Origin of the sequence: Dorea sp. OM07-5 (genome assembly GCF_003481355.1) — a bacterium.
GTDB lineage: Bacteria > Bacillota > Clostridia > Lachnospirales > Lachnospiraceae > Dorea_D > Dorea_D hominis.
This window is the reverse complement of the sequence record NZ_QUKZ01000010.1, coordinates 71,627-91,911: the sequence shown is the minus strand read 5'-3', so window position 1 is coordinate 91,911 and position 20,285 is coordinate 71,627. Positions and strand designations below refer to the sequence as shown.

19 protein-coding genes and 1 other RNA gene are annotated in these 20,285 nt (G+C 41.7%); 19 read left to right on the top strand and 1 reads right to left on the bottom strand.

The annotated features are described in order from the left end of the window. The first annotated feature begins 38 nt into the window (after nucleotides 1-38). The 8 genes from DXC04_RS10730 (at nucleotide 39) to tadA (ending at nucleotide 9,926) form a co-directional block, all read left to right on the top strand. Nucleotides 39-1,235, top strand: coding sequence for a MalY/PatB family protein (locus DXC04_RS10730; protein WP_330426457.1), 1,197 nt, complete (start codon nucleotides 39-41; stop codon nucleotides 1,233-1,235). Between the two features lie 191 nt (nucleotides 1,236-1,426). Continuing rightward, nucleotides 1,427-2,947 (top strand): Y-family DNA polymerase, encoded by a 1,521-nt coding sequence (locus tag DXC04_RS10725; RefSeq protein WP_118660987.1) that lies wholly within the window; start codon nucleotides 1,427-1,429, stop codon nucleotides 2,945-2,947. Beyond that, complete coding sequence (locus DXC04_RS10720; protein WP_118660986.1) at nucleotides 2,944-3,396, top strand: hypothetical protein; 453 nt, start codon at nucleotides 2,944-2,946, stop codon at nucleotides 3,394-3,396. The genes DXC04_RS10725 and DXC04_RS10720 overlap by 4 nt, the downstream gene beginning before the upstream one ends. Before the next feature lie 479 nt (nucleotides 3,397-3,875). Continuing rightward, entirely contained in the window at nucleotides 3,876-5,351 is a 1,476-nt protein-coding gene (locus DXC04_RS10715; protein WP_118660985.1) for a BspA family leucine-rich repeat surface protein, read from the top strand. 337 nt (nucleotides 5,352-5,688) lie between these two features. Beyond that, entirely contained in the window at nucleotides 5,689-6,954 is a 1,266-nt protein-coding gene (locus DXC04_RS15715; RefSeq protein ID WP_199692542.1) for a hypothetical protein, read from the top strand. Nucleotides 6,955-6,969: 15 nt separating this feature from the next. Further along, on the top strand, nucleotides 6,970-8,418 hold the full coding sequence (locus DXC04_RS10695) for a deoxyguanosinetriphosphate triphosphohydrolase (protein WP_118660984.1): 1,449 nt from the start codon (nucleotides 6,970-6,972) through the stop codon (nucleotides 8,416-8,418). A gap of 46 nt (nucleotides 8,419-8,464) precedes the next feature. Further along, nucleotides 8,465-9,409: a DUF6128 domain-containing protein gene (locus DXC04_RS10690; protein ID WP_118660983.1), complete on the top strand. Its 945-nt coding sequence runs from the start codon at nucleotides 8,465-8,467 to the stop codon at nucleotides 9,407-9,409. Nucleotides 9,410-9,428: 19 nt separating this feature from the next. After that, nucleotides 9,429-9,926 carry a tRNA adenosine(34) deaminase TadA gene (gene tadA, locus DXC04_RS10685; protein WP_118660982.1) on the top strand — a complete coding sequence of 166 codons (498 nt, stop codon included), beginning with the start codon at nucleotides 9,429-9,431 and terminating at the stop codon, nucleotides 9,924-9,926. 3 nt (nucleotides 9,927-9,929) lie between these two features. On the opposite strand, the gene ffs is transcribed toward tadA, so the two are convergent. Then, an RNA gene (gene ffs, locus DXC04_RS10680) (signal recognition particle sRNA large type) lies at nucleotides 9,930-10,193 on the bottom strand. 65 nt (nucleotides 10,194-10,258) lie between these two features. On the opposite strand from ffs, the gene DXC04_RS10675 reads away from it, so the two are divergent. The 11 genes from DXC04_RS10675 (at nucleotide 10,259) to DXC04_RS10630 (ending at nucleotide 20,263) form a co-directional block, all read left to right on the top strand. Next, nucleotides 10,259-12,046, top strand: a complete 1,788-nt coding sequence (locus DXC04_RS10675) for a B12-binding domain-containing radical SAM protein (RefSeq protein WP_118660981.1) — start codon at nucleotides 10,259-10,261, stop codon at nucleotides 12,044-12,046. 181 nt (nucleotides 12,047-12,227) lie between these two features. Then, complete coding sequence (locus DXC04_RS15910) at nucleotides 12,228-12,839, top strand: peptidoglycan binding domain-containing protein (protein ID WP_243112142.1); 612 nt, start codon at nucleotides 12,228-12,230, stop codon at nucleotides 12,837-12,839. A 20-nt stretch (nucleotides 12,840-12,859) separates the two neighbouring features. Continuing rightward, the gene (locus DXC04_RS15905; RefSeq protein WP_243112141.1) at nucleotides 12,860-13,753 is read left to right on the top strand and encodes a VanW family protein; all 894 of its coding nucleotides are present in this window, start codon (nucleotides 12,860-12,862) and stop codon (nucleotides 13,751-13,753) included. 63 nt (nucleotides 13,754-13,816) lie between these two features. Next, nucleotides 13,817-14,698 (top strand): AIR synthase-related protein, encoded by an 882-nt coding sequence (locus DXC04_RS10665; RefSeq protein ID WP_118660980.1) that lies wholly within the window; start codon nucleotides 13,817-13,819, stop codon nucleotides 14,696-14,698. A gap of 140 nt (nucleotides 14,699-14,838) precedes the next feature. After that, nucleotides 14,839-15,336, top strand: a complete 498-nt coding sequence (locus DXC04_RS10660) for a tRNA (cytidine(34)-2'-O)-methyltransferase (protein WP_021860239.1) — start codon at nucleotides 14,839-14,841, stop codon at nucleotides 15,334-15,336. Nucleotides 15,337-15,491: 155 nt separating this feature from the next. After that, complete coding sequence (locus DXC04_RS10655; protein WP_117538302.1) at nucleotides 15,492-15,800, top strand: hypothetical protein; 309 nt, start codon at nucleotides 15,492-15,494, stop codon at nucleotides 15,798-15,800. Nucleotides 15,801-15,843: 43 nt separating this feature from the next. After that, nucleotides 15,844-17,862 (top strand): V-type ATP synthase subunit I, encoded by a 2,019-nt coding sequence (locus DXC04_RS10650; protein ID WP_117538303.1) that lies wholly within the window; start codon nucleotides 15,844-15,846, stop codon nucleotides 17,860-17,862. Next, complete coding sequence (locus DXC04_RS10645) at nucleotides 17,859-18,344, top strand: V-type ATP synthase subunit K (protein WP_021860236.1); 486 nt, start codon at nucleotides 17,859-17,861, stop codon at nucleotides 18,342-18,344. Before DXC04_RS10650 ends, DXC04_RS10645 begins: the two co-directional genes overlap by 4 nt. 22 nt (nucleotides 18,345-18,366) lie before the next feature. Next, on the top strand, nucleotides 18,367-18,960 hold the full coding sequence (locus tag DXC04_RS10640; RefSeq protein WP_117538304.1) for a V-type ATP synthase subunit E: 594 nt from the start codon (nucleotides 18,367-18,369) through the stop codon (nucleotides 18,958-18,960). A gap of 21 nt (nucleotides 18,961-18,981) precedes the next feature. Next, a complete protein-coding gene (locus DXC04_RS10635) occupies nucleotides 18,982-19,950 on the top strand; it encodes a V0D/AC39 family V-type ATPase subunit (protein ID WP_021860234.1) in 969 nt (322 codons plus the stop codon). Next, on the top strand, nucleotides 19,943-20,263 hold the full coding sequence (locus DXC04_RS10630; RefSeq protein WP_021860233.1) for a V-type ATP synthase subunit F: 321 nt from the start codon (nucleotides 19,943-19,945) through the stop codon (nucleotides 20,261-20,263). The genes DXC04_RS10635 and DXC04_RS10630 overlap by 8 nt, the downstream gene beginning before the upstream one ends. Nucleotides 20,264-20,285: the final 22 nt, after the last annotated feature.

Below are 20,285 nucleotides of genomic sequence, written 5' to 3'. Positions count from 1 at the left end.
ATAGAAAAAATCGTGCTATAATGACGTTAGCATTGTAAATGCAAGTACAAAAGAAATGGATGGTATATGGTATGGAAGAACTTGTATATGTAGATCGTAAAAATACAAACTGTAACAAATGGGATGGCCAGACAGGCATGTTTGGCGAGGAAGGCTTACATGCAATGTGGGTGGCAGATATGGATTTCCGCGTGCCGCAGGGGGTGGTGGATGCCCTGAAAGAATATGTAGAGCAGGGAGTATTTGGATATTATAAAATACCGGAGTCCTATTATGAAGCATTTATAAAATGGGAAAAGGAGCAGCACGGATTTACGGTAGAGAAGAAATGGATGCGATTTTCACCTGGTGTGGTTGCGGCATTTCACTGGTTTGTGCAGATTCTGTCAGAGCCGGGGGATGCAGTGATCGTCAATACGCCGGTATATTATCCGTTCCTGCATGCAGTGAAAAATAATAACCGGAAGCTGATCTGTTCAGATCTGATCAACGAAGACGGAAAATATCATATAGATTATGAAGACTTTGAAAAGAAAATTGTAGAGAATCAGGTGAAAATATTTATTCTGTGTTCACCGCACAATCCGGCAGGACGTGTATGGAAAAAAGAGGAGTTAAAGACATTATTTGAAATCTGCAGAAAGCATCAGGTATATGTGATTTCGGACGAAATTCATCATGATCTGATCTTCAGTGAACATCCGCATGTACCGTCTTTATCTGTTGGTGAGTATGCAGATATGATGGTAGCAATCACAGCGCCGTCGAAGACATTTAACCTTGCCGGCGGACAGAATTCCATTGTGATCATTCCAGATGATAAGCTCCGGAAGAAATGGGATACATTTGTAGATGGAATCCGTGTCAGAAGTGGTAATCCGTTTGGATATATCGCAGCAGAGGCGGCATACCGGACAGGAGCTTCCTGGTTGAAAAGTGTGAAAGCACAGATCCGTGAAAATGAAGCATATGTCAGAGAAACATTTGAAAAAGAACTTCCGGATGTAGTAGTCTCGCCGTTGGAGGGAACATATTTGTGCTGGATCGATCTGGGCGCATATGTTCCGGCGGAAAAAGTCAAAGAAGTTGTGCAGAAAAGATGTCATCTGGCAGTTGATTTTGGCGACTGGTTCGGCGGAAGCAGATTTGGCACATTTATCCGTATGAATCTGGCTACATCGCCGGAAAATGTGAAGATTGGCGTGGATGCATTGGTAAGAGAACTGAAGAAGTAGTATGTGTATGAGACATTAAGATATGATAGATAATGAAAGTATACTTTCCGGGTGGGGAGTATACTTTTTGTTTATGGCGACGAGGAAGCTACCGGTGGCAGATCCGGTAGGTTCAGATATTTGACGAAATATGAAAAATAGATTATAATAAGACGAACATATGTTCTGAATTAAGAAAGGGAGAATGCGAGATGGAACACACTTATATAGCGATTGATTTAAAATCATTTTATGCATCTGTGGAATGTCAGGAACGTGATTTAGATCCGATGACAACGAATCTGGTTGTTGCGGATCCAAGTCGTACAGAGAAAACAATCTGTCTTGCAGTCTCTCCTTCTTTAAAAAAATGTGGAATTCCGGGAAGACCACGTTTATTTGAAGTAGTACAAAAAGTCAGCGAAATAAACAGGAACCGAAAAAATCTGGCTCCGGGAAGAAAGTTTACCGGAGATTCCTATAATATGGAAGAGTTAAAGCAGCATCCGGAACTGGAATTACAATACATTATTGCTGTTCCAAGGATGGCGCTTTATATGGATTACAGCCGCCGGATTTACGGTATATATCTGAAATATATCGCACCGGAAGACATGCATGTATATTCGATTGATGAAGTATTTCTGGATGTGACACATTATTTGAAAACGTATGGATTAACGGCGAAGAAACTGGCAGAGAAGATCATACAGAATATACTGAAAGAAACCGGAATTACGGCTACGGCAGGGATTGGGACGAATCTGTATTTGTGCAAAGTGGCAATGGACATTGTGGCGAAACATATCGAGCCGGACGCAAACGGTGTGAGAATTGCATCATTAAATGAAAGATCTTACCGGAAAATATTGTGGGATCACAGACCACTTATGGATTTTTGGCGGGTAGGCCACGGGTATGCACAGAAATTAGAAGCTGCAGGGCTCTACACGATGGGAGATATTGCGAGGTGTTCCATTGGGAAAGAAAATGAATATTATAATGAAGAACTTTTATACAAGATGTTTGGCGTGAATGCAGAATTATTGATCGATCATGCGTGGGGATATGAGCCATGTACGATGGAATATGTAAAAGCTTACCGGCCGGAACAGAACAGTATGGGAGCAGGACAGGTATTGCATTGTCCTTATTCCGGGAAACAGGCAAAACTTGTTGTAAAGGAAATGACAGACCAGTTGGTTCTGGATCTGGTGGAAAAGCAGCTGGTGACAGATCAGATTGTCCTGACCATTGGTTTTGACAGGGAGAATCTGGCAAATCAAAAAGGAAAAAGTCAATTTAAAGGTGAAGTAGCGACGGATCGTTATGGACGCAAAGTGCCAAAGCATGCTCATGGTACGGCAAATTTAGAAAAGTGGACATCTTCAACGAAAAAAATTATGGAAGCGGTATTGGAATTATATGACCGGATCGTAGATCCGGAACTTCTAGTCAGACGTATTACAATCACTGCGAATCATGTAGTGTCGGAATCTGCGGCGCAGGAAAAGAACGGCTTTGAACAGCTTTCGCTATTTGATAATGATCCGGATGAACCGCAGAAGAAGCAACAGGAGCAGGAAGAGCTGGAACGGGAAAAGAAAATGCAGAAGGCAGTGCTGGATATTAAGAAAAAATATGGGAAAAATGCAATCTTAAAAGGCATGAATCTGCAGGAAGGCGCGACGGCAGTGGAGCGAAACAGCCAGATTGGAGGACACAAAGCATGAGCGTGTATGGAAAATTTGAGAGTGCAGAAAAAAAGTACAAAGATATCATAGATCTTCCACATCCAACATCCAGAAAGCATCCCCGCATGTCGCTGGAAGCAAGAGCAGCACAATTCGCACCTTTTGCTGCACTGACCGGTCATAAAGAAGAATTGCAGGAGGAACGCCGGTTGACAAAGCATAAGATCATACAGGATGAAGGTTACCGGGAAGAACTGGATTATGCTTTAGATCATATTTGCCAGAGTGAAGGGGAGATTTGTATCCGGTGTGAATATTTTGTCGCAGACAAAGAAAAAGATGGCGGAGATTACAAAATCGCAACAGGAATATTTAAAAGGATAGATTCTGAGACAAATCACCTGGTATTAAAAGACGGGATGGAAATTCCGGTGGAAGATATTGTGGAGCTGGAAGAGATAGAAGATCCTACACTGGACAACGTCTGACGCCCTTAAATAATCTGAAAATGAAAATAAATACAAAAAATATATTGACAAATATATAATACAAGGTTATAATGTAATTACAAAATAACAAATCGAAATTATAAGACAGACGCGAGCTGTAGATAATTCATTTGTTATACGATTTCAATTATACAATTGAAAGTGTCCGAGGTGTAACGCAGGAGGACAACGATACTAAGAAAGGAAGGTACAGACCACCAAAAGGTAGAAGGTAATGAAGATGGAAGAACAATCAGAATAAAGGCGGATATCAATGAATGAATTGGTATCCGTCTTTATTTAGGTATGCATTTTTGATTAGTAAAGTGTTCTGTTCCAATGATAAAGTGGGGAGTTATAGGACAAAATGGGCATATTATGTTTTGGTGGTTATCCTTGATGGAAAGCAACGAATAGTTTACTTCGCGTGGGCCAAGTGATATAATTTTATTATTATAGGATAACAGGGAGGAAAGACTATGAACAGGAGAAAAGCGAAGATATTGTTTATGTCATTATGTTTGATGATTTGTATGGTATTATTTGTGTCAAATAATACCAATGCAGCTAGTAAAAAACCAACAAAAATGACATTAAATGTTTCAAAGAAAACCGTTGATGTTGGGGGAACATACCAAATTAAGGTGAAGTCTGTAAGTCCATCAAAGGCGAGTAAGTCTGTAGCTTATAAGAGCAGTAATACAAAGATTGCAACAATTTCTTCAAAAGGTATTGTAAAAGGAAAAAAAGAAGGAACAGCAAAGATTACGGTTCAATCAAAAAAGAATAAAAAGTTGAAAAAAACTGTTGCGATTACAGTCAAACGGTTGAAACCATATTCATTAACATTAAATAAAACAAAATTAAATATGAATGTTAATGATACATATAAGTTAAAGGCAACAGTAAAGGCAAGTAGCCCTATTACATGGAATTCTAGTAATAAAACAGTTGCAACAGTTGATAAAAATGGGATTATAACGGCTAAAAAAGATGGAACTGTAACAATTACTGTTAAAACAACGAAAAAGGGATATCATGGAAAAGTTCTTAGTAAAAGCTGCATAGTAACTGTATCAAAAAAGGATGATTCAAGTGATGAGCCTACAATAGATCCAAGTAAACCAGATACTCCAACTCTATCTAGACCAGAAGAACCAAAAGAAAATGTCAGTTTAGTATATTCTTGTTTATATTCTGATGGTGAATTAGTGATTTCACAAACTGAAATTACTCCACAAAAAGGAAGAACAGTATTGGCAAATAATAAAATAAGAACACCATCAAAAGTATATAAAAAAGATAAAACTAAAATTAAAAAAGTTACTTTCAGTGGAGCGGTAAAACCTACTTCTTGTCAAGAATGGTTTCTTGATTGTGAAAATCTAACTACTATTAATCATATGGAAAATTTATATACAAATACAACAGATGATATGACAAGTATGTTTGAAAATTGTACTTCATTAAAAGAAATTGATTTAAGTAATTTTGAAACAGAAAATGTATATTCTATGAATGATATGTTTATGAATTGTAGTTCATTAAAAACAATTGATACATCAAAGTTTAATACAGCAAAAGTAAAAGATATGCAATTTATGTTTTATAATTGTTCTTCATTACAAACATTAGATGTAAGTAATTTTAATACATCAAATGTTACAGATATGACGAATATGTTTTATAATTGTAAATTATTAAAAAATATTGATTTAACTAACTTTGATACATCAAAGGTTACTGATTTTAGTAGGATGTTTTGGGGATGTTCTAACTTTACAACTTTAAATTTAAGTAGTTTTGATACAGCAAAAGCTTGGCATATGGGTTGGATGTTCCGTAATTGTACAAAGTTAAAAACAATTACTGTTTCAGATAAATGGGTAACAGGAACAGCAAATACAAATGGAATGTTCTTAAATTGTGGTACAGACCATGTAACAAAAATTTAATTCACAATATAGAAGATACTCCATCATCCAGTATTGACAGTCGCGAAAAGAGGACGTCAGCTACTGAACGGTGGGGTATTTTTTAGTATCTGTACAATTGAAAATATCCAAAGTGCAACGTAGGAGTACAACGATATTAAGAAAGGAAGGTACGGACCACCAAAAGGTAGAAGGAAACGGAGATTTATGTTCCGATGACAAAGTAAAAACGCAAAAATAGGTAGAATATGTTTTCCGTATTATAGCTGTGTGCAAGTTGACGCTCGTTTATGTATTTGATAGAATAAATAAGGTAAATATGGGGAGCTTTTATGGAATAGAATAAGGAGGATAAGCTATGCTGGATTTGACATTTGGAGAGCAAGTCAAGATTATCTTAAAGAGAAAAGGTATGACGATCAAAGAGCTTGCAAAGCTCATTGAAGAGCAGACGGGAAAGAAGATGTCCCGTCAGAATATGACGCAGAGACTGAATCGCGATAATTTTCAAGAGCAGGATATGCGAACGATCGCGAGTATATTAGGCTGTCCTTTTCAATTGAATATTCTGGGAGAGGATACAGCTGCTGAAAATGACAGCATGGAACATATACAGGAAGTGGCAGCAGAGCCGGAAAAAGAGATTGTAGAAGAGACAGTAGAAGAAGTTTACGAAGAGCCGGAAGAGGAAGTCTACGAAGAACCAACGAAAGAAGTTTACGAAGAGCCGGAAGAGGAAGTCTACGAAGAATCAACGGAAGAGAGATTTTATGAAGAAGAACCGGTGGAAGAAGTAACGGAAGAAATCTACGAAGAGCCGACAGAAGAGATCGTGGAGGAAGTCTATGAAGAAGAACCGGTGGAAGAAGTAACGGAAGAAATCTACGAAGAGCCTGTAGAAGAGCCTGTGGAAGAACCTGTAGAGGAATATGATGATTTCCGAGAGACAGAGGAACTGATCCGGGAAACATTTGAAGAGGAGAACCAGGAAGAAGTTTCAGAGGTCACAACAGGAGAAGCAGAAGAGACAACATCGGAGCCGGAAGAGCCAGAGTCAACAGCGGAAGATGAAGAACCGACAGCAAAATCAGAAGAACCGGTGAAGAAAAAGAAACACCACAGCTGGAAGGATTATTTCCAGAGAATGACTGGCAAACATGCAGACAAGGAAGCAGAAGGCGTAAAGCAGACGGAAGTGGAAGAACAGAAACAGCAACCGGAACAGGAACCGTCGCCAAAACAGGAACCAGTGCCGGAACCGGAAATAACAGAACCGGAAGAAGAATATAAGGAAGAACTCGGTGAAGAATTTACAGAACCAGAAGCAGAAGTATCACCGGTAGAAGAGGAATTTGCAGAAGCATTTGAGGAAGCTGTTGCGAAAGAGAACGAGCAGGAAGAAGAGACAGAGGATTTATCCATTGGTGAGATGAATCCATATACCGGTCGTGAATATGAGTCCAACAGTGTGCGGATGCATCCGAAACGTATCGGTTATGTACAGGTTTACAGCCGCAAAGATCACAAATGGCAGGATATGACAGAGTGGGCATTTCTTGGTGAGCAGGAACGAAAGAAAGTAGAACTTGGTGATGATTATGTTTCACCGATTTACCTCGATTAGAAAGCGTGAAGATATATGAAATGGGAACAGCTATTATCGACAAAGCGAAGCAGAGAGTCCGGATCCGGCCGCAGGACGGATGGCAATACGGATCTGAGAAGTGAATTTGAAAAAGATTATCACAGAATTATCGGAAGCGCTTCTTTCCGCCGTTTGCAGGATAAGACGCAGGTGTTCCCACTGGACAAGAGCGATTTTATACGGACAAGGCTGACACACTCTATGGAAGTATCTTCGATTGCCAGGTCGTTGGGACAGAATATTGCGGAAAATATTCTGTTATATAAAAAGGATGAGGGCTTCAAACCGCACATGAAGGAAGATATCTGTAATATTTTGCAGTGTGCCGGATTGATCCATGACATTGGTAATCCGCCGTTTGGTCATTACGGTGAGGTCGCGATAAGAGAGTGGTTTGAAAGGAATCTTTCAAAGATCGAATTTCACGGACGCCCGGTCGATCAGCTTCTGAATGAACAGATGCTTGCAGATCTGTATCATTTTGAAGGAAATGCGCAGGCACTCAGACTGGTAACGAAATTACACTTTCTGGTGGATGAGCATGGAATGAACCTGACATATGCGTTATTGAATACAATTGTAAAGTATCCAGTGCCGTCCCATCAGATGGATCCTCATTCAGAAGATATTAAGAAGAAAAAAATGGGATATTATTATGCGGATGAGGAGATTTTCCGGGAGATTGAAAAAGAAACCGGAACAAACGGTAACCGTCATCCGCTGACATATATATTGGAAGCGGCAGATGATATTGCGTACAAGACAGCAGATATTGAAGATGCGTTTATTAAGAAATTTATCAGTTACCATACATTGCTGGAAGAGCTGAAAGAAGTGCAAGGATTAACGAAATCGGAGCAGACAGAGACATTTTCCCCGGCAGATGTACTGGAAGAGTTGTATTTACGTGGGAAAGAAAAAAATGTCGCACATCCGGAAGCGTATGCGATTAAGAACTGGATCATATGCGTGCAGGGATTTCTCATCGGTCAGGCAACTTATGGATTTACTTCTAATTATGATCAGATTATGGCAGGAAAATATCCGCATGATCTGTTTTACCATACAGAAGCGGAGAAATTAATGGACATGCTCGGAAAGCTGGCATACCGGGAAGTGTTTACGTCCGATGTGATCTACCGGATGGAAGTCGCAGAAGAGGCTGTCCTGGATTTCCTGATGGACAAGTTCATGCATGCGATCATCAGCTATGACGATGAGCCGGAGAAGTTAGAATCGCTGGATGTACGTATGGTTTCTTTTATATCGAGCAATTATAAAAGTGCGTATCATTTGCAGGCAGAAGGAAAATCAGATATTGAACGGCTGTATTTAAGACTGCTTCTGGTGACTGATTATATTTGTGGAATGACAGACAGCTATGCCAAACAGCTGTATCAAGAACTCAAAGCAATGGATTGGCCGTGGAGTGGTATTTTTTAACAGGACATGGAATAGATTGTGATAAATAAACCAGACAGGATGTGGAATGGTGAAGCAATTTATCCGATATCTGTATGAATACGATCAGGGAAAAAGAATAAGGAATGTAGGTTTTGTAAAAGTGGAACAAAGCGGAGCAAGAGGAATGGTACACATTCACGGAAAGGGACTGCGCCTCGGAAGTGAACGGACATTGTTCCTGTACCTGCTTTGTGAAGAAGACAGAGGCTACGTTGGAATCAGGCAGGGTGAGATTGGAAATATCAACCCTGCTGTTAATTATCGCTTTTGTTATGAAATGAAAGGCCATACTGTGTGCGGCGTACTTCTTATGAAAGAAGGAAATAATTATTATGCGGCATCGTGGAATGACATGCCGGTGGTGCCGGAGCGCTTGTGGCTGGGTGAGGAAAGTGAAAGTACATCTAAAAAAGAAAAGTCGAATACAGAGCCCAGTCTTAATTTAGATACAAAAGATGGGATAGAAGATGAACCAGTACTGACTTCAGATCATGCTTCAGGCAAAGACATAAAGCCATCGGAGAAAATAAGTTCAGAAACAGAAACCGATTTTTCCCCGGAGATATCCGCATCTGAAGCAGCCACAGAGCACATGGTAAAATGTAATGCACACCGGATCACAAGACGGGAGATCGCAAGGCTGCCGCGGTGCGAATGGAAATTAGCGAATAACCGTTTCCTATTACATGGCTATTATAATTACGGGCATTTACTTTTCCTGGAAGAAGAGGATGGCTGTTATCTGGGAGTACCGGGAGTGTATCATGAGAAAGAAGCGCAGGCAGCAGGCGTTTTCGGATTTGGGAAATTTGTTATGGCAGAGGAACTGGCATTTGACAATAATATAGATGAAAATATAAATAAAACTGCAGAAACAATTGTAGATGATAACATAGACAAAAAAGAAGCGCAGGCAGCAGACAGTGAAGAAGAGCGATTTGGATACTGGTGCAGGCGTGTCAGAAAATAAAGAAAAAGGATAGCGGAAGATGACAGATACAGATGCAAAATACATGAAAGAGGCAATCAGACAGGCAAAGAAAGCATATGCGATCGGGGAAGTACCGATTGGTTGTGTAATTGTCCGGGACGGGAAGATCATCAGCAGGGGATATAATCGCCGGACGATTGATAAGAATACACTGGCTCATGCAGAGTTGGCGGCGATCAAAAAAGCGAGTAAGAAATTAGATGACTGGCGGCTGGAAGGTTGTACGATGTATGTGACACTGGAACCTTGTCAGATGTGCGCCGGTGCACTGGTGCAGTCAAGGATTGACAGGGTTGTGGTCGGCTGTATGAATCCAAAAGCCGGATGTGCCGGATCTATTTTAAATCTTTTGCAGATGCCGGAATTTAATCATCAAGTTGAGCTGGAAACAGGAGTTTTAGAAGAAGAATGCAGTCAGATGATGAAAGATTTTTTCAGAGAACTAAGAGAAACCAAGAAATTGAAAAAACGGGGAGAAAATAAAAACAAGAAATAAAAAACGTGCATTGCGCTTCGAACACTTTCTCCCGGACGTTACCTTAACAGTTAACTCAGACCAGGCTGCCTTACGGCACCCGGGAGATTCTGCTTAGTGCTGCTTCGTTCCCGACCTGACACGGTTCACAGATTCCCGTCGCGTAAGACCCAGTCATCAACGCCACTTATTAAGGGCAGCTCCGAAAGAAAAATGCCCTCTGCGCAATATCACCCCTACTATAGCGGATTGTAGGTACAAGGTACCGCTAACACCCCGGCTGCACGAGTCTATATTTTAACGTGTTTTGCCCGAATTGTCAATGGAAATACCGGAATTGGAGGAAATATACAATGAAGATTTTGCTGGCAGCGATCAATGCCAAATATATACATTCAAATTTAGCAGTCTATTGTCTGAAAGCATACGCTGACCTGCACTGCCACACAGAACAGGAAAATAATGAATTACAGATTGAGATCGGAGAATATACGATCAACCAGCAGATGGATGATATTATGCGGGATGTCTACGAAAGGCAGCCCGACGTTTTATGTCTGTCATGTTACATCTGGAATTTAAAATATGTTGAAGAACTGATCCGGGAAATAAAAAAAGTCCGTCCGAATCTTAAGATTTGGACCGGCGGCCCGGAAGTTTCTTATGACGCACCGGATGTACTTCGAAGACTGCCGGAAGTTACCGGGGTAATGAAAGGAGAAGGCGAACTGACTTTTCATGCATTGTGTGAAGCATATGTACAGACAGAACAGGAAATGACCGGATATGAGATCCCGGATGATGTGCTGGGCGGGATTGATGGAATTACATTTCGTGACAGTAACGGCGAAGTAGTAGAAACACCGTGGCGGCAGCCGATCGATCTGAGCGAAGTCCCGTTTGTATATGAACATCTGGAAGATTTTGAACATAAAATCATCTATTATGAGACAAGCAGAGGCTGTCCGTTTGCATGCAGCTATTGCCTTTCTTCTATAGATAAGAGACTTCGTTTCCGCAGCCTTGATCTTGTATTTCGAGAATTACAGTTTTTCCTGAATCATAAAGTTCCGCAGGTTAAATTTGTAGACCGTACATTTAACTGCAAGCATGACCATGCACTGGCAATATGGAAATATCTGGAAGAACACGATAATGGAATTACGAATTTTCATTTTGAAGTGTCGGCGGATCTGTTAAATGAAGAAGAACTTGAGATTATTACTGCTATGCGTCCGGGATTGATCCAGTTGGAAATCGGCGTACAGTCAACGAATCCGGATACGATCCGGGAGATTCACCGAACAATGGATCTTGATAAGCTTGCTGCAAAAGTGGCAAGAGTCAATCAGGCAGGAAATATCCATCAACACTTGGATCTGATTGCCGGATTGCCATTTGAGGATATCAAAAGTTTTGCAGTGTCTTTTGATGATGTATACCGAATGCGCCCGGAACAGTTGCAGCTTGGTTTCCTGAAAGTTCTGAAAGGTTCTTATATGGAAACAAAAAAAGAAGATTATGGATTGCAGTATAAAAGTACACCGCCATACGAAGTGCTTTCGACCAGATGGATCTCTTATGAGGAAATCTTACATCTAAAAGGCATTGAAGAAATGGTTGAAGTTTATTATAACAGCAGACAATTTGAAGAGACGCTTGAAGAACTGGGAAAAGAATATGAGAGTGCATTTACCATGTATGAGAAACTCTGGAGTTATTATAAGAAACAAAATTATCATCAGGTCAATCATAAACGAAGCGAGCGCTATGAGATTTTGCTTGGATTTGTACATGAATATCATCCGGAAAAAGTGGAATACTACAGAGAATTGCTGACGTATGATTATTATCTGCGTGAAAATGCAAAATCCAGACCGGCATTTGCAGGAAAAGAAGTGCTTACGAAGGAAGAATACCGTCAGTTTTATGAAACAGAAGATAAAGAAAGGCGTTATCTTACTTCCTATGATAAATATGACAAAAACCAGCTGCGTAAAATGACGCATCTGGAAAGATTTTCAAGATTACAGAAAACAGTTTTGTTTGATTATCTGGAACGAAATCCTCTTACGCAGGATGCAAGAATCTGTCTGATCGACAGTCTGGCAGATTGTGGGGAAAATCGTTGCAAAGCATAGAAAAAGAGGGTAAAATATAAACGCATAACGCATAGAGAGGAAGGAAGAAATATGAATTTTAATGATAAAAGAGTAAAAAAAGCAGTCGCAGTTATCATTATGATTGTGATTGTAGCTATGGTAGCTACTATGATTTTGCCGGCAATGGTATAAGATCGTTATAGAAGGAGACAAAAGAGCAGTGGGGGAAAAGACAGGAGACAGGAGAAGACAGGGCTTCGGAAGAGTTTCCAGAAGGATGTTACGAAGAAGGAGAAAAAGAAGACAGCTCATTGGTCTGATGACAGTTGTCCTGGTTGTGTTAGTATGGGGTGCCGCTTATCTGGCACTCTATCGTTATGTGTCAAAATATCCGGTGAAGAAGATTTGCGATAACGTATATATTAATGTGGTAAATGTGTCCGGAATGACACGGGAAGAAGCAAAGCGTGCGATGGAAGAACATTTCGCTGAAGATGAGAAGCAGGCAGTTGTATTGAAAACCGGGGAGAAAGAGACAGAAACAACGCTGAAAGATCTTGGGTTTCAATATAAAAAAGAAGATCAGGCAATCGAGAAAGCAGTTTCTTATGGAAAAAAAGGAACACTTCTTAGCAGATACCGCAAACTTCGCAGACTGAAAAAAGAAAAAACAAAGATAAATATGAAGCTGGCGCTTGATGCGGATAAGACAGAGAAAGTTCTGAAGAAACAGGCGGTCCCGCTTGCACCGCATGCAACGGATGCAACGATTGCGCGTGTGAACGGAGAATTTCAGATTACATCGGAAAAAAAGGAAAAACAATCGATATAAAAGAAACAAAAAAGTTGTTGGTGCAAACATTGAACCGGAAATGGAATCATAAAAAGCTTGAGGTTACACTTCCGCAGAAGACAGGACATCCGAGAATCAAAGCAGCAGATCTGAAAAATATCAAAGACTGTCTGGGAACATTTTCAACCGATGCCGGTGGAGGTGAGCGCTGGAAGAATCTGAAAAACGGAGCAGAGAAGTTAAATGGCACGATTCTGATGCCGGGAGACGTCGTATCGGTACATGATATTACTTCTCCATATGATGCAGAACACGGCTATGCACTGGCGGGTTCTTATGAGAATGGACAGGTTGTAGATTCTTACGGCGGAGGAATCTGTCAGGTATCTACGACATTGTATAATGCCGTTTTGTATGCGGAATTAAAAGTGATAAAGCGTTTTCCACATTCTATGGCAGTAGCATATGTAGATCCGTCCAGGGATGCGGCGATCGCAGGCGATTATAAAGATTTCAGATTCCAGAACAATTACAAAGATCCAATATATATTGAAGGTGGAATTGATGGAGCAAACCAGCTGACATTTTCAATTTATGGCAAAGAAACAAGAAAAGAAAGTCGTAAGATCCAATTTGAAAGTGAGACGACGCATACAGAAGAACCGGGTGTGAGATATCAGGCAAATGCGGATGCGGCGATTGGTTCGATCGTTGCAGCCGGTGGCGGGCATACCGGCCGTACAGCAAGACTGTGGAAGATTGTAATACAGGATGGAAAGCAAGTGAGCCGGAAAGTTATTAATAACAGCACTTACAATAAGTCGGATCAGGTGATTTCAGTGGGAACGAAGTCGTCAAATGCACAGGCTTCAGCGATTGTAAGAAATGCGATCGGTTCGCAGGACAGAAGTAAGATTAATGCGGCGATTAGTCAGGCACAGGCTCTGGAATAATCATGGAACAGGAAACAGAGCGTATGTGTCGGAATAAATGCAGGAAAAGATGGAGAGGCATAAATGAGATTTGAAACAAAAGATGGCCATATAATAAGTGAACAGACAGTGATATGTGGATATTCAAAGCAGATCGGTGTGTACGGTGTTGCGGCTGTGGCAAATGCACTGGCAGCAGAAGGTGCAGAGCATATCGGAATCAGTGTACAGATACAGATTCCGGATTATGGATACCAGTCGAGGATTCATGGACTGGAAAAGTCTATCCGGAAAATCTGCAAAGAAAAAGATCTGGAACTTCTGGAAGTAAAGTCCGGAAAAAGTCCGGTGCTCCGTTTTGCACAGGTTGTCGTAAACGGTGTAGCTGCTGTCGCTGAGACTAAGACGCGTAAGCCGGAAGCCGGACAGGCAGTGGTTCTGCTAAAATGGGCAGGAATGGAAGGAATGCTGCGTGTGACAGAAGAGAAAGAGGAGCAGCTTAAGGAACGATTTTCACCAGCATTTCTTGCGCAGATCAAAAGCTATGCACCGCAGGTATTTTCGATAAAAGAAATGAGAAAAGCACGCGAAGCAGGAGCATTTGGATTGCGCCAGATCGGAGAAGGCGGTATTCTTGCCGAACTTTACCGGATGGCAAAGGAAGAAGGGCTGGGTCTTGATCTGGAACTTCAAAACATCAGCCTTTTGCAGGAGACAGTCGAAGTCTGTGAACAGTTTCATCTGAATCCGTATCAGATGACATCAACAGGAAGTTTTCTTGCGGTAGTATCGGACCAGTCAGCATTTCTGCGTCAGATGGAAGAGGCAGGAATTCCGGTCTCAATGATTGGATATTTTACAGATAATAATGACAAGATTATAAGAAATGGAGAGGAAATACGTTACATTGACCGCCCGGCACCGGATGCGGTGTATGGTATTTTCTCAGAGCCAAAAGAAAAATAATAGAATGATCTCATATAAAGAATTTGCGCTTGTAAATGAAGGTGATGAATCTTTTGTATGGGATCGTTTTTTATTGCTGTAGAAAGTGTATCCATTATATAGTATTATAAAATTAAGTTATGTAGAAAAGAGGAGAGATTATGTTAAACATTGTATTACATGAGCCGGAGATCCCGGCGAACACAGGAAACATCGGAAGAACCTGCGTGGCAGCAAATGCAAGGCTGCACCTGATTGAGCCGTTAGGATTCCGTTTGAATGAAAAGAACTTAAAAAGAGCAGGAATGGACTACTGGAAAGATCTGGATGTGACGACTTACATTGATTTTAATGATTTTATGGAGAAGAATCCGGGAGCAAAGATCTATATGGCTACAACAAAGGCGCATAAAGTATATACAGACGTGCAGTATGAGCCGGACTGCTATATCATGTTTGGAAAGGAAAGCGCAGGAATTCCGGAAGAAATATTAGTGAATCATGAGGAGGACTGTATCCGTATTCCGATGCTGGGAGACATACGCTCTCTGAATTTGGGCAATTCAGTCGCTATCGTGTTATATGAAGCGTTGCGGCAAAATAATTTTCCGGGAATGAATCTGGAAGGACATTTGCATCATTTGCACTGGAATGTCTGAATTATTTGAAAAATATATAAAAATTATGTAAATTCCACAACAATAAGCGCGCTTGTTCTTGTTCGGATACAAATTATTCTGGACATTTGATAATTGCGGTATTATAATCAAACTTACAACAAAGTTTTAACGAACGCGAGGGAGGTGGTGAAGGAATGGTAGAAGAGACCATTAGAACCATTAAGGACACGGAGTGTGAGGCAGATAAGGCCATGAAAGAAGCCGATGCAGCATGTGCCGAGATTCTTGAAAAAGCGGATGCATCTGCAGGGAGGATAAAAGAAGAAGCAGAAGCAAAAGCAAAAGAAAATGCGCAGTTCGCAATGAATGAAGCAAAGAAAGCCGGAGAAGAAGCGGTAAAGGACGCACTTCAGAAAGTAGATGAAGAGATTGTTTCGTTAAAGCGGGAAGCGGGCAGTAAAGAAGCCGAAGCAATAGCAGCAGTTATTGCACAGCTGGTTTGATCAAGATCTAACCGGAAAGAAAATGTAAAGGAGGGATAGATCTATGGCAGTATTGCAGATGCAAAGAGTCAGTATCTGCGCACTTAAAAAAGACCGCAAAGCAATTCTGGAAAAGCTGCAGGCACTCGGCGTTATGGAGATGAACCAGATCGCTGATGAAGAAGGCTTTGAAAAGATGGACACAGTGAATGCGAAGCTTAGCTTTGAGAAGAAAGCACAGCTTACAGAGACGGCGCTGGGTATCCTTGATATATATGCACCGCAGAAGCAGTCAATGTTGTCCGGGTTAGCGGGAAAAGAGCTTGTCAGTCAGGATGAATTCCAGAAAATCACAGCGAAAAAAGACGAAGTCATTGAAAAAGCAGATGCTCTGCTCACAAAGAGCAAAGAGATTGCAGAGATCAAAGCAAATATTGTGAAGATTGAAAATCGGATTGAATCGCTTGAACCGTGGCTTTCGTTGGATGCACCTATGAATTATGCAGGTACAGCCAGAACAGCAATGTTACTTGGAACGATGCCGGCGGGCACAGATGAAGCGGCTATTCATGAAAAGGTAGCTGCAGAGTGTCCGGAGATTGAAGCACTGGATGTGCAGATCATTTCCGAAGATGCAGACGCGGTTTATCTTGCTGTATTTTGTCTGAAAAAAGAGGCAGAGAAGACCGAAGAAGCTCTGAGAGCTGGAGGATTTGCAAGACCATCGCAGATATCCAACCAGATCCCGGCGAAGGAAAAAGAGAATCTGAAAGCCGAGATCCAGAAACTGAACAAAGAGATTGAAGTGACAGAGGAAGAGATCAAAGGATATGCCACAAGCAGAGAAGAGTTGAAAGTAGTGGGGGATTATTTCAGACTCCGTGCAGAGAAGTACGAAGTGCTTGGCACACTTCCACAGTCACAGCGAACATTCGTAATTAGCGGATATGTTGCAGAGAAAACAGTTCCTGTCCTTAAGAAAGCAATCGCAGACAGATACGATTGTGTGATGGATGTGGAAGAGTTAAAGGAAGAGGAAGAACCGCCGGTTATTTTAAAGAACAATGCTTTCTCAGACAGTGTAGAAGGTGTTCTGGAATCCTACGGACTTCCGCATAAAGGAGAGTTTGATCCGACGACAATCATGTCGTTTTTCTATGTATTCTTCTTTGGTATGATGTTATCTGATGCTGCATACGGTGCGATCATTGCAATCGCATGTTTTGTAGTATTGAAGAAATTCCCACGGATGAGCAAGAGTATGAGAAAGTCCATGAAGATGTTTATGTTCTGTGGTTTATCTACACTTGTGTGGGGTGTATTATTTGGCGGTTACTTCGGAGACGTTGTCGATGTTGTAGGAAAGACATTCTTTAATAAAGATATAACGATCAAGCCATTATGGTTTGCGCCGCTGAATAATCCGATGAAGCTGTTGATCTATTCCATGGCATTCGGACTTGTACATTTGTTTGTCGGCCTTGGAATCAAAGGTTACATGCTTCTGAAAGAAGGAAAAGTATTAGACTTTTTCTGTGATGTTATTTTATGGTATGTATTTCTGGCAGGACTTTTACTGATGCTGATCCCATCTGATATTTTTGCTTCTATAGCACAGGCAAAAATCGTATTTCCACCGTTTGTGAATACGCTTGCAAAAGCGCTTGCGATTATCGGTGCACTGGGACTGCTTCTGATGTCAGGAAGAGCAAATAAAAATCCGGTTCTCAGGATCGCGCTTGGAGCGTATGACATCTATAATATTACCGGATGGCTCAGTGATGTATTATCTTATTCACGTCTGTTAGCTCTCGGACTTGCAACCGGTGTTATTGCATCTGTTGTAAACCAGATGGGCAGCATGTTTGGAAAAGGCGTGGTTGGTGCGATCGGATTTGCGATTGTGTTCGTGGTGGGACATACTTTGAATCTTGCGATCAACTTACTTGGTGCATATGTGCACACGAACCGTCTTCAGTTTGTGGAATTTTTCGGAAAATTCTACGAAGGCGGTGGAAAACCATTTGAACCATTTGAATCAGATACAAAATATGTAGATATTAAGGAGGAAACTTTATCATGAGTATTTGGAGTAATTTAGGACTTGTATATGCGTTACTTGGCGCAGCAGTAGCAGTATTTCTCGCAGGAGCAGGATCAGCAATCGGAGTTGGTATCGCAGGTCAGGCAGCATCCGGAGTTGTAACAGAAGACCCTAGCAAATTTGCAAAAGTATTGATCATGCAGCTGCTTCCTGGTACACAGGGAATTTACGGACTGCTGGTTGGTTTCATTACATTATCCAAGATTGGTCTCCTTGGCGGCGGCGCAGCAGATCTTGATCCACAGACAGGACTTCTGATCCTTGCAGCATGTCTGCCAATCGGAATCGTTGGACTGATCTCTGGTAAAGCACAGGGACAGACAGCAGCGGCAGCAATCGGAATTGTAGCTAAAAAACCGGAGCAGTTCGGTAAAGCAATGCTGTTCCCTGCAATGGTTGAGACATACGCAATTCTTGCACTCCTGATTTCTATTCTGGCAGTAACAGCAATTCAGGTATAAAACAGGAAGGAGCAAAGAAGCGATGACAGGATTAGAAAAAATAAAAAGTCAGATCCTGGATGAAGCGAAAGCGGCAGCAGACAGCAAGATTGCAGAAGCAAAGGCAAAAGCGGACGAGATTGTAGCGCAGGCTGAGGCAGATGCTAAGAAGATTTCCGAGACGATTGCCCACAAATCCGAACTGGATACAGTGAATTACAAAGAGCGTACGGCATCTTCCGTTGATCTGCAGAGAAGAACAAAACTTCTGGCAGCAAAACAGGAGATGATCCAGAACGTGCTGGATAAGGCATATCAGTCTCTGGAGTCTATGAATGAGGAAGAGTATTTTGGAGTTTTATTAAAATTACTTGCAAGATATGCATTGCCGCAGGACGGAGAAATCTTCTTTTCCGCAGGAGATCTCCAGAGAATGTCTGACGACTTTAAAAATGCAGTGGAGAACACTGCGCGGGACAAAGGCGGAAGCCTTAAGATTTCCGCAGAAGAAAGAAAGATTGAGAATGGATTTGTTCTTGCCTATGGCGGGATAGAAGAGAACTGTACTTTACAGGCAATGTTCGATGAGAAAAAAGACGAATTGTCTGACAAAGTATACCATATATTATTTGCGTAACGCGTGACAGGAGGAAGTAACATGAGTGAACAGTATACCTACGCGGTTGCGCGCATACGTGCACTGGAAGTGTCACTGTTTTCAAACAGCACGATCGACCAGCTGATTGCATGCCAGAATTATCATCAGTGCCTGCAGTTCCTGGAAGAGAAGGGGTGGGGAGGCACAGATACTTCCGGAGATGCAGAGGCGATACTGACCAGAGAGGAAGAGAAGATCTGGGAGGTAGTGAAGGATCTTTCCATTGACATGGAGAACTTTGCAGTACTTTCCTATCCAAAACTTTTCCATAATCTGAAAGCTGCGATCAAGGAAGTATGCACGGAGGAAAAGAACCGGCACATTTTCTATGATGATGTAGCGATTCCGGGGGATGAGATGCTGGAGATCGTAAGAGAGAAAGCGTTTACCAGACTTCCGGACTACATGCAGCATGTGGCAGCGGATGCTTATGAGACACTGCTTCATACAAGAGATGGTCAGTTGTGCGACGTGATGATCGACAGAGCAACGCTGGATGCCGTATATGCGGCAGGTAAAGCGTCAAAAGCCCAGATCATCCGGGATTATGCAGAATCAACGGTTGCAGTTGCAGATATTAAGATTGCAGTGCGATCACAGAAAACCGCGAAATCTATAGACTTTATGAAAAGGGCAATGGCGGAGTGCGACAGTGTCAGTGTGGATCAGCTTTCCAAAGCGGCACTTTCCGGTAAGGAAGCGCTTCGTGATTATCTGATGGGAACGGCATATGCAGAAGGTGCGCAGGCACTTCTGGAATCTCCATCCGCATTTGAACGGTGGTGCGACAACCGGATCATCCAGACGATTAGCCCGCAGAAATATAATGCATTTACAATAGGACCGGTAATTGCCTATGTAATTGCAAGACAGAATGAAATAAAAACGGTACGAATCATTCTTTCCGGTAAGCTTAACGACCTGCCGGATGATTCTATTCGGGAAAGGGTAAGGGAAATGTATGTATAAGATTGCAGTATTAGGCGATTATGACAGCATCTACGGCTTTGCTACACTGGGGCTTGACACATTTCCGGTTACTACCCATGAAGAAGCTGCCGAAGAGCTTCACAAACTGGCAACAGGTGGTTACGGAATTATTTATATTACAGAAGCCTGGGCCGATCAGTTAAAACATGAAATTGCAAGATATCAGGAAGAAATCATCCCGGCGATCATCCAGATTCCTGGCATTGCCGGTAATACGGGAGCAGGAGTCGCGGGCGTTAAGAAGTCTGTGGAAGTGGCTGTCGGTTCTGATATTCTGTTTTCGCAACAATAAAATAAGAAATGGAGGGTGATTC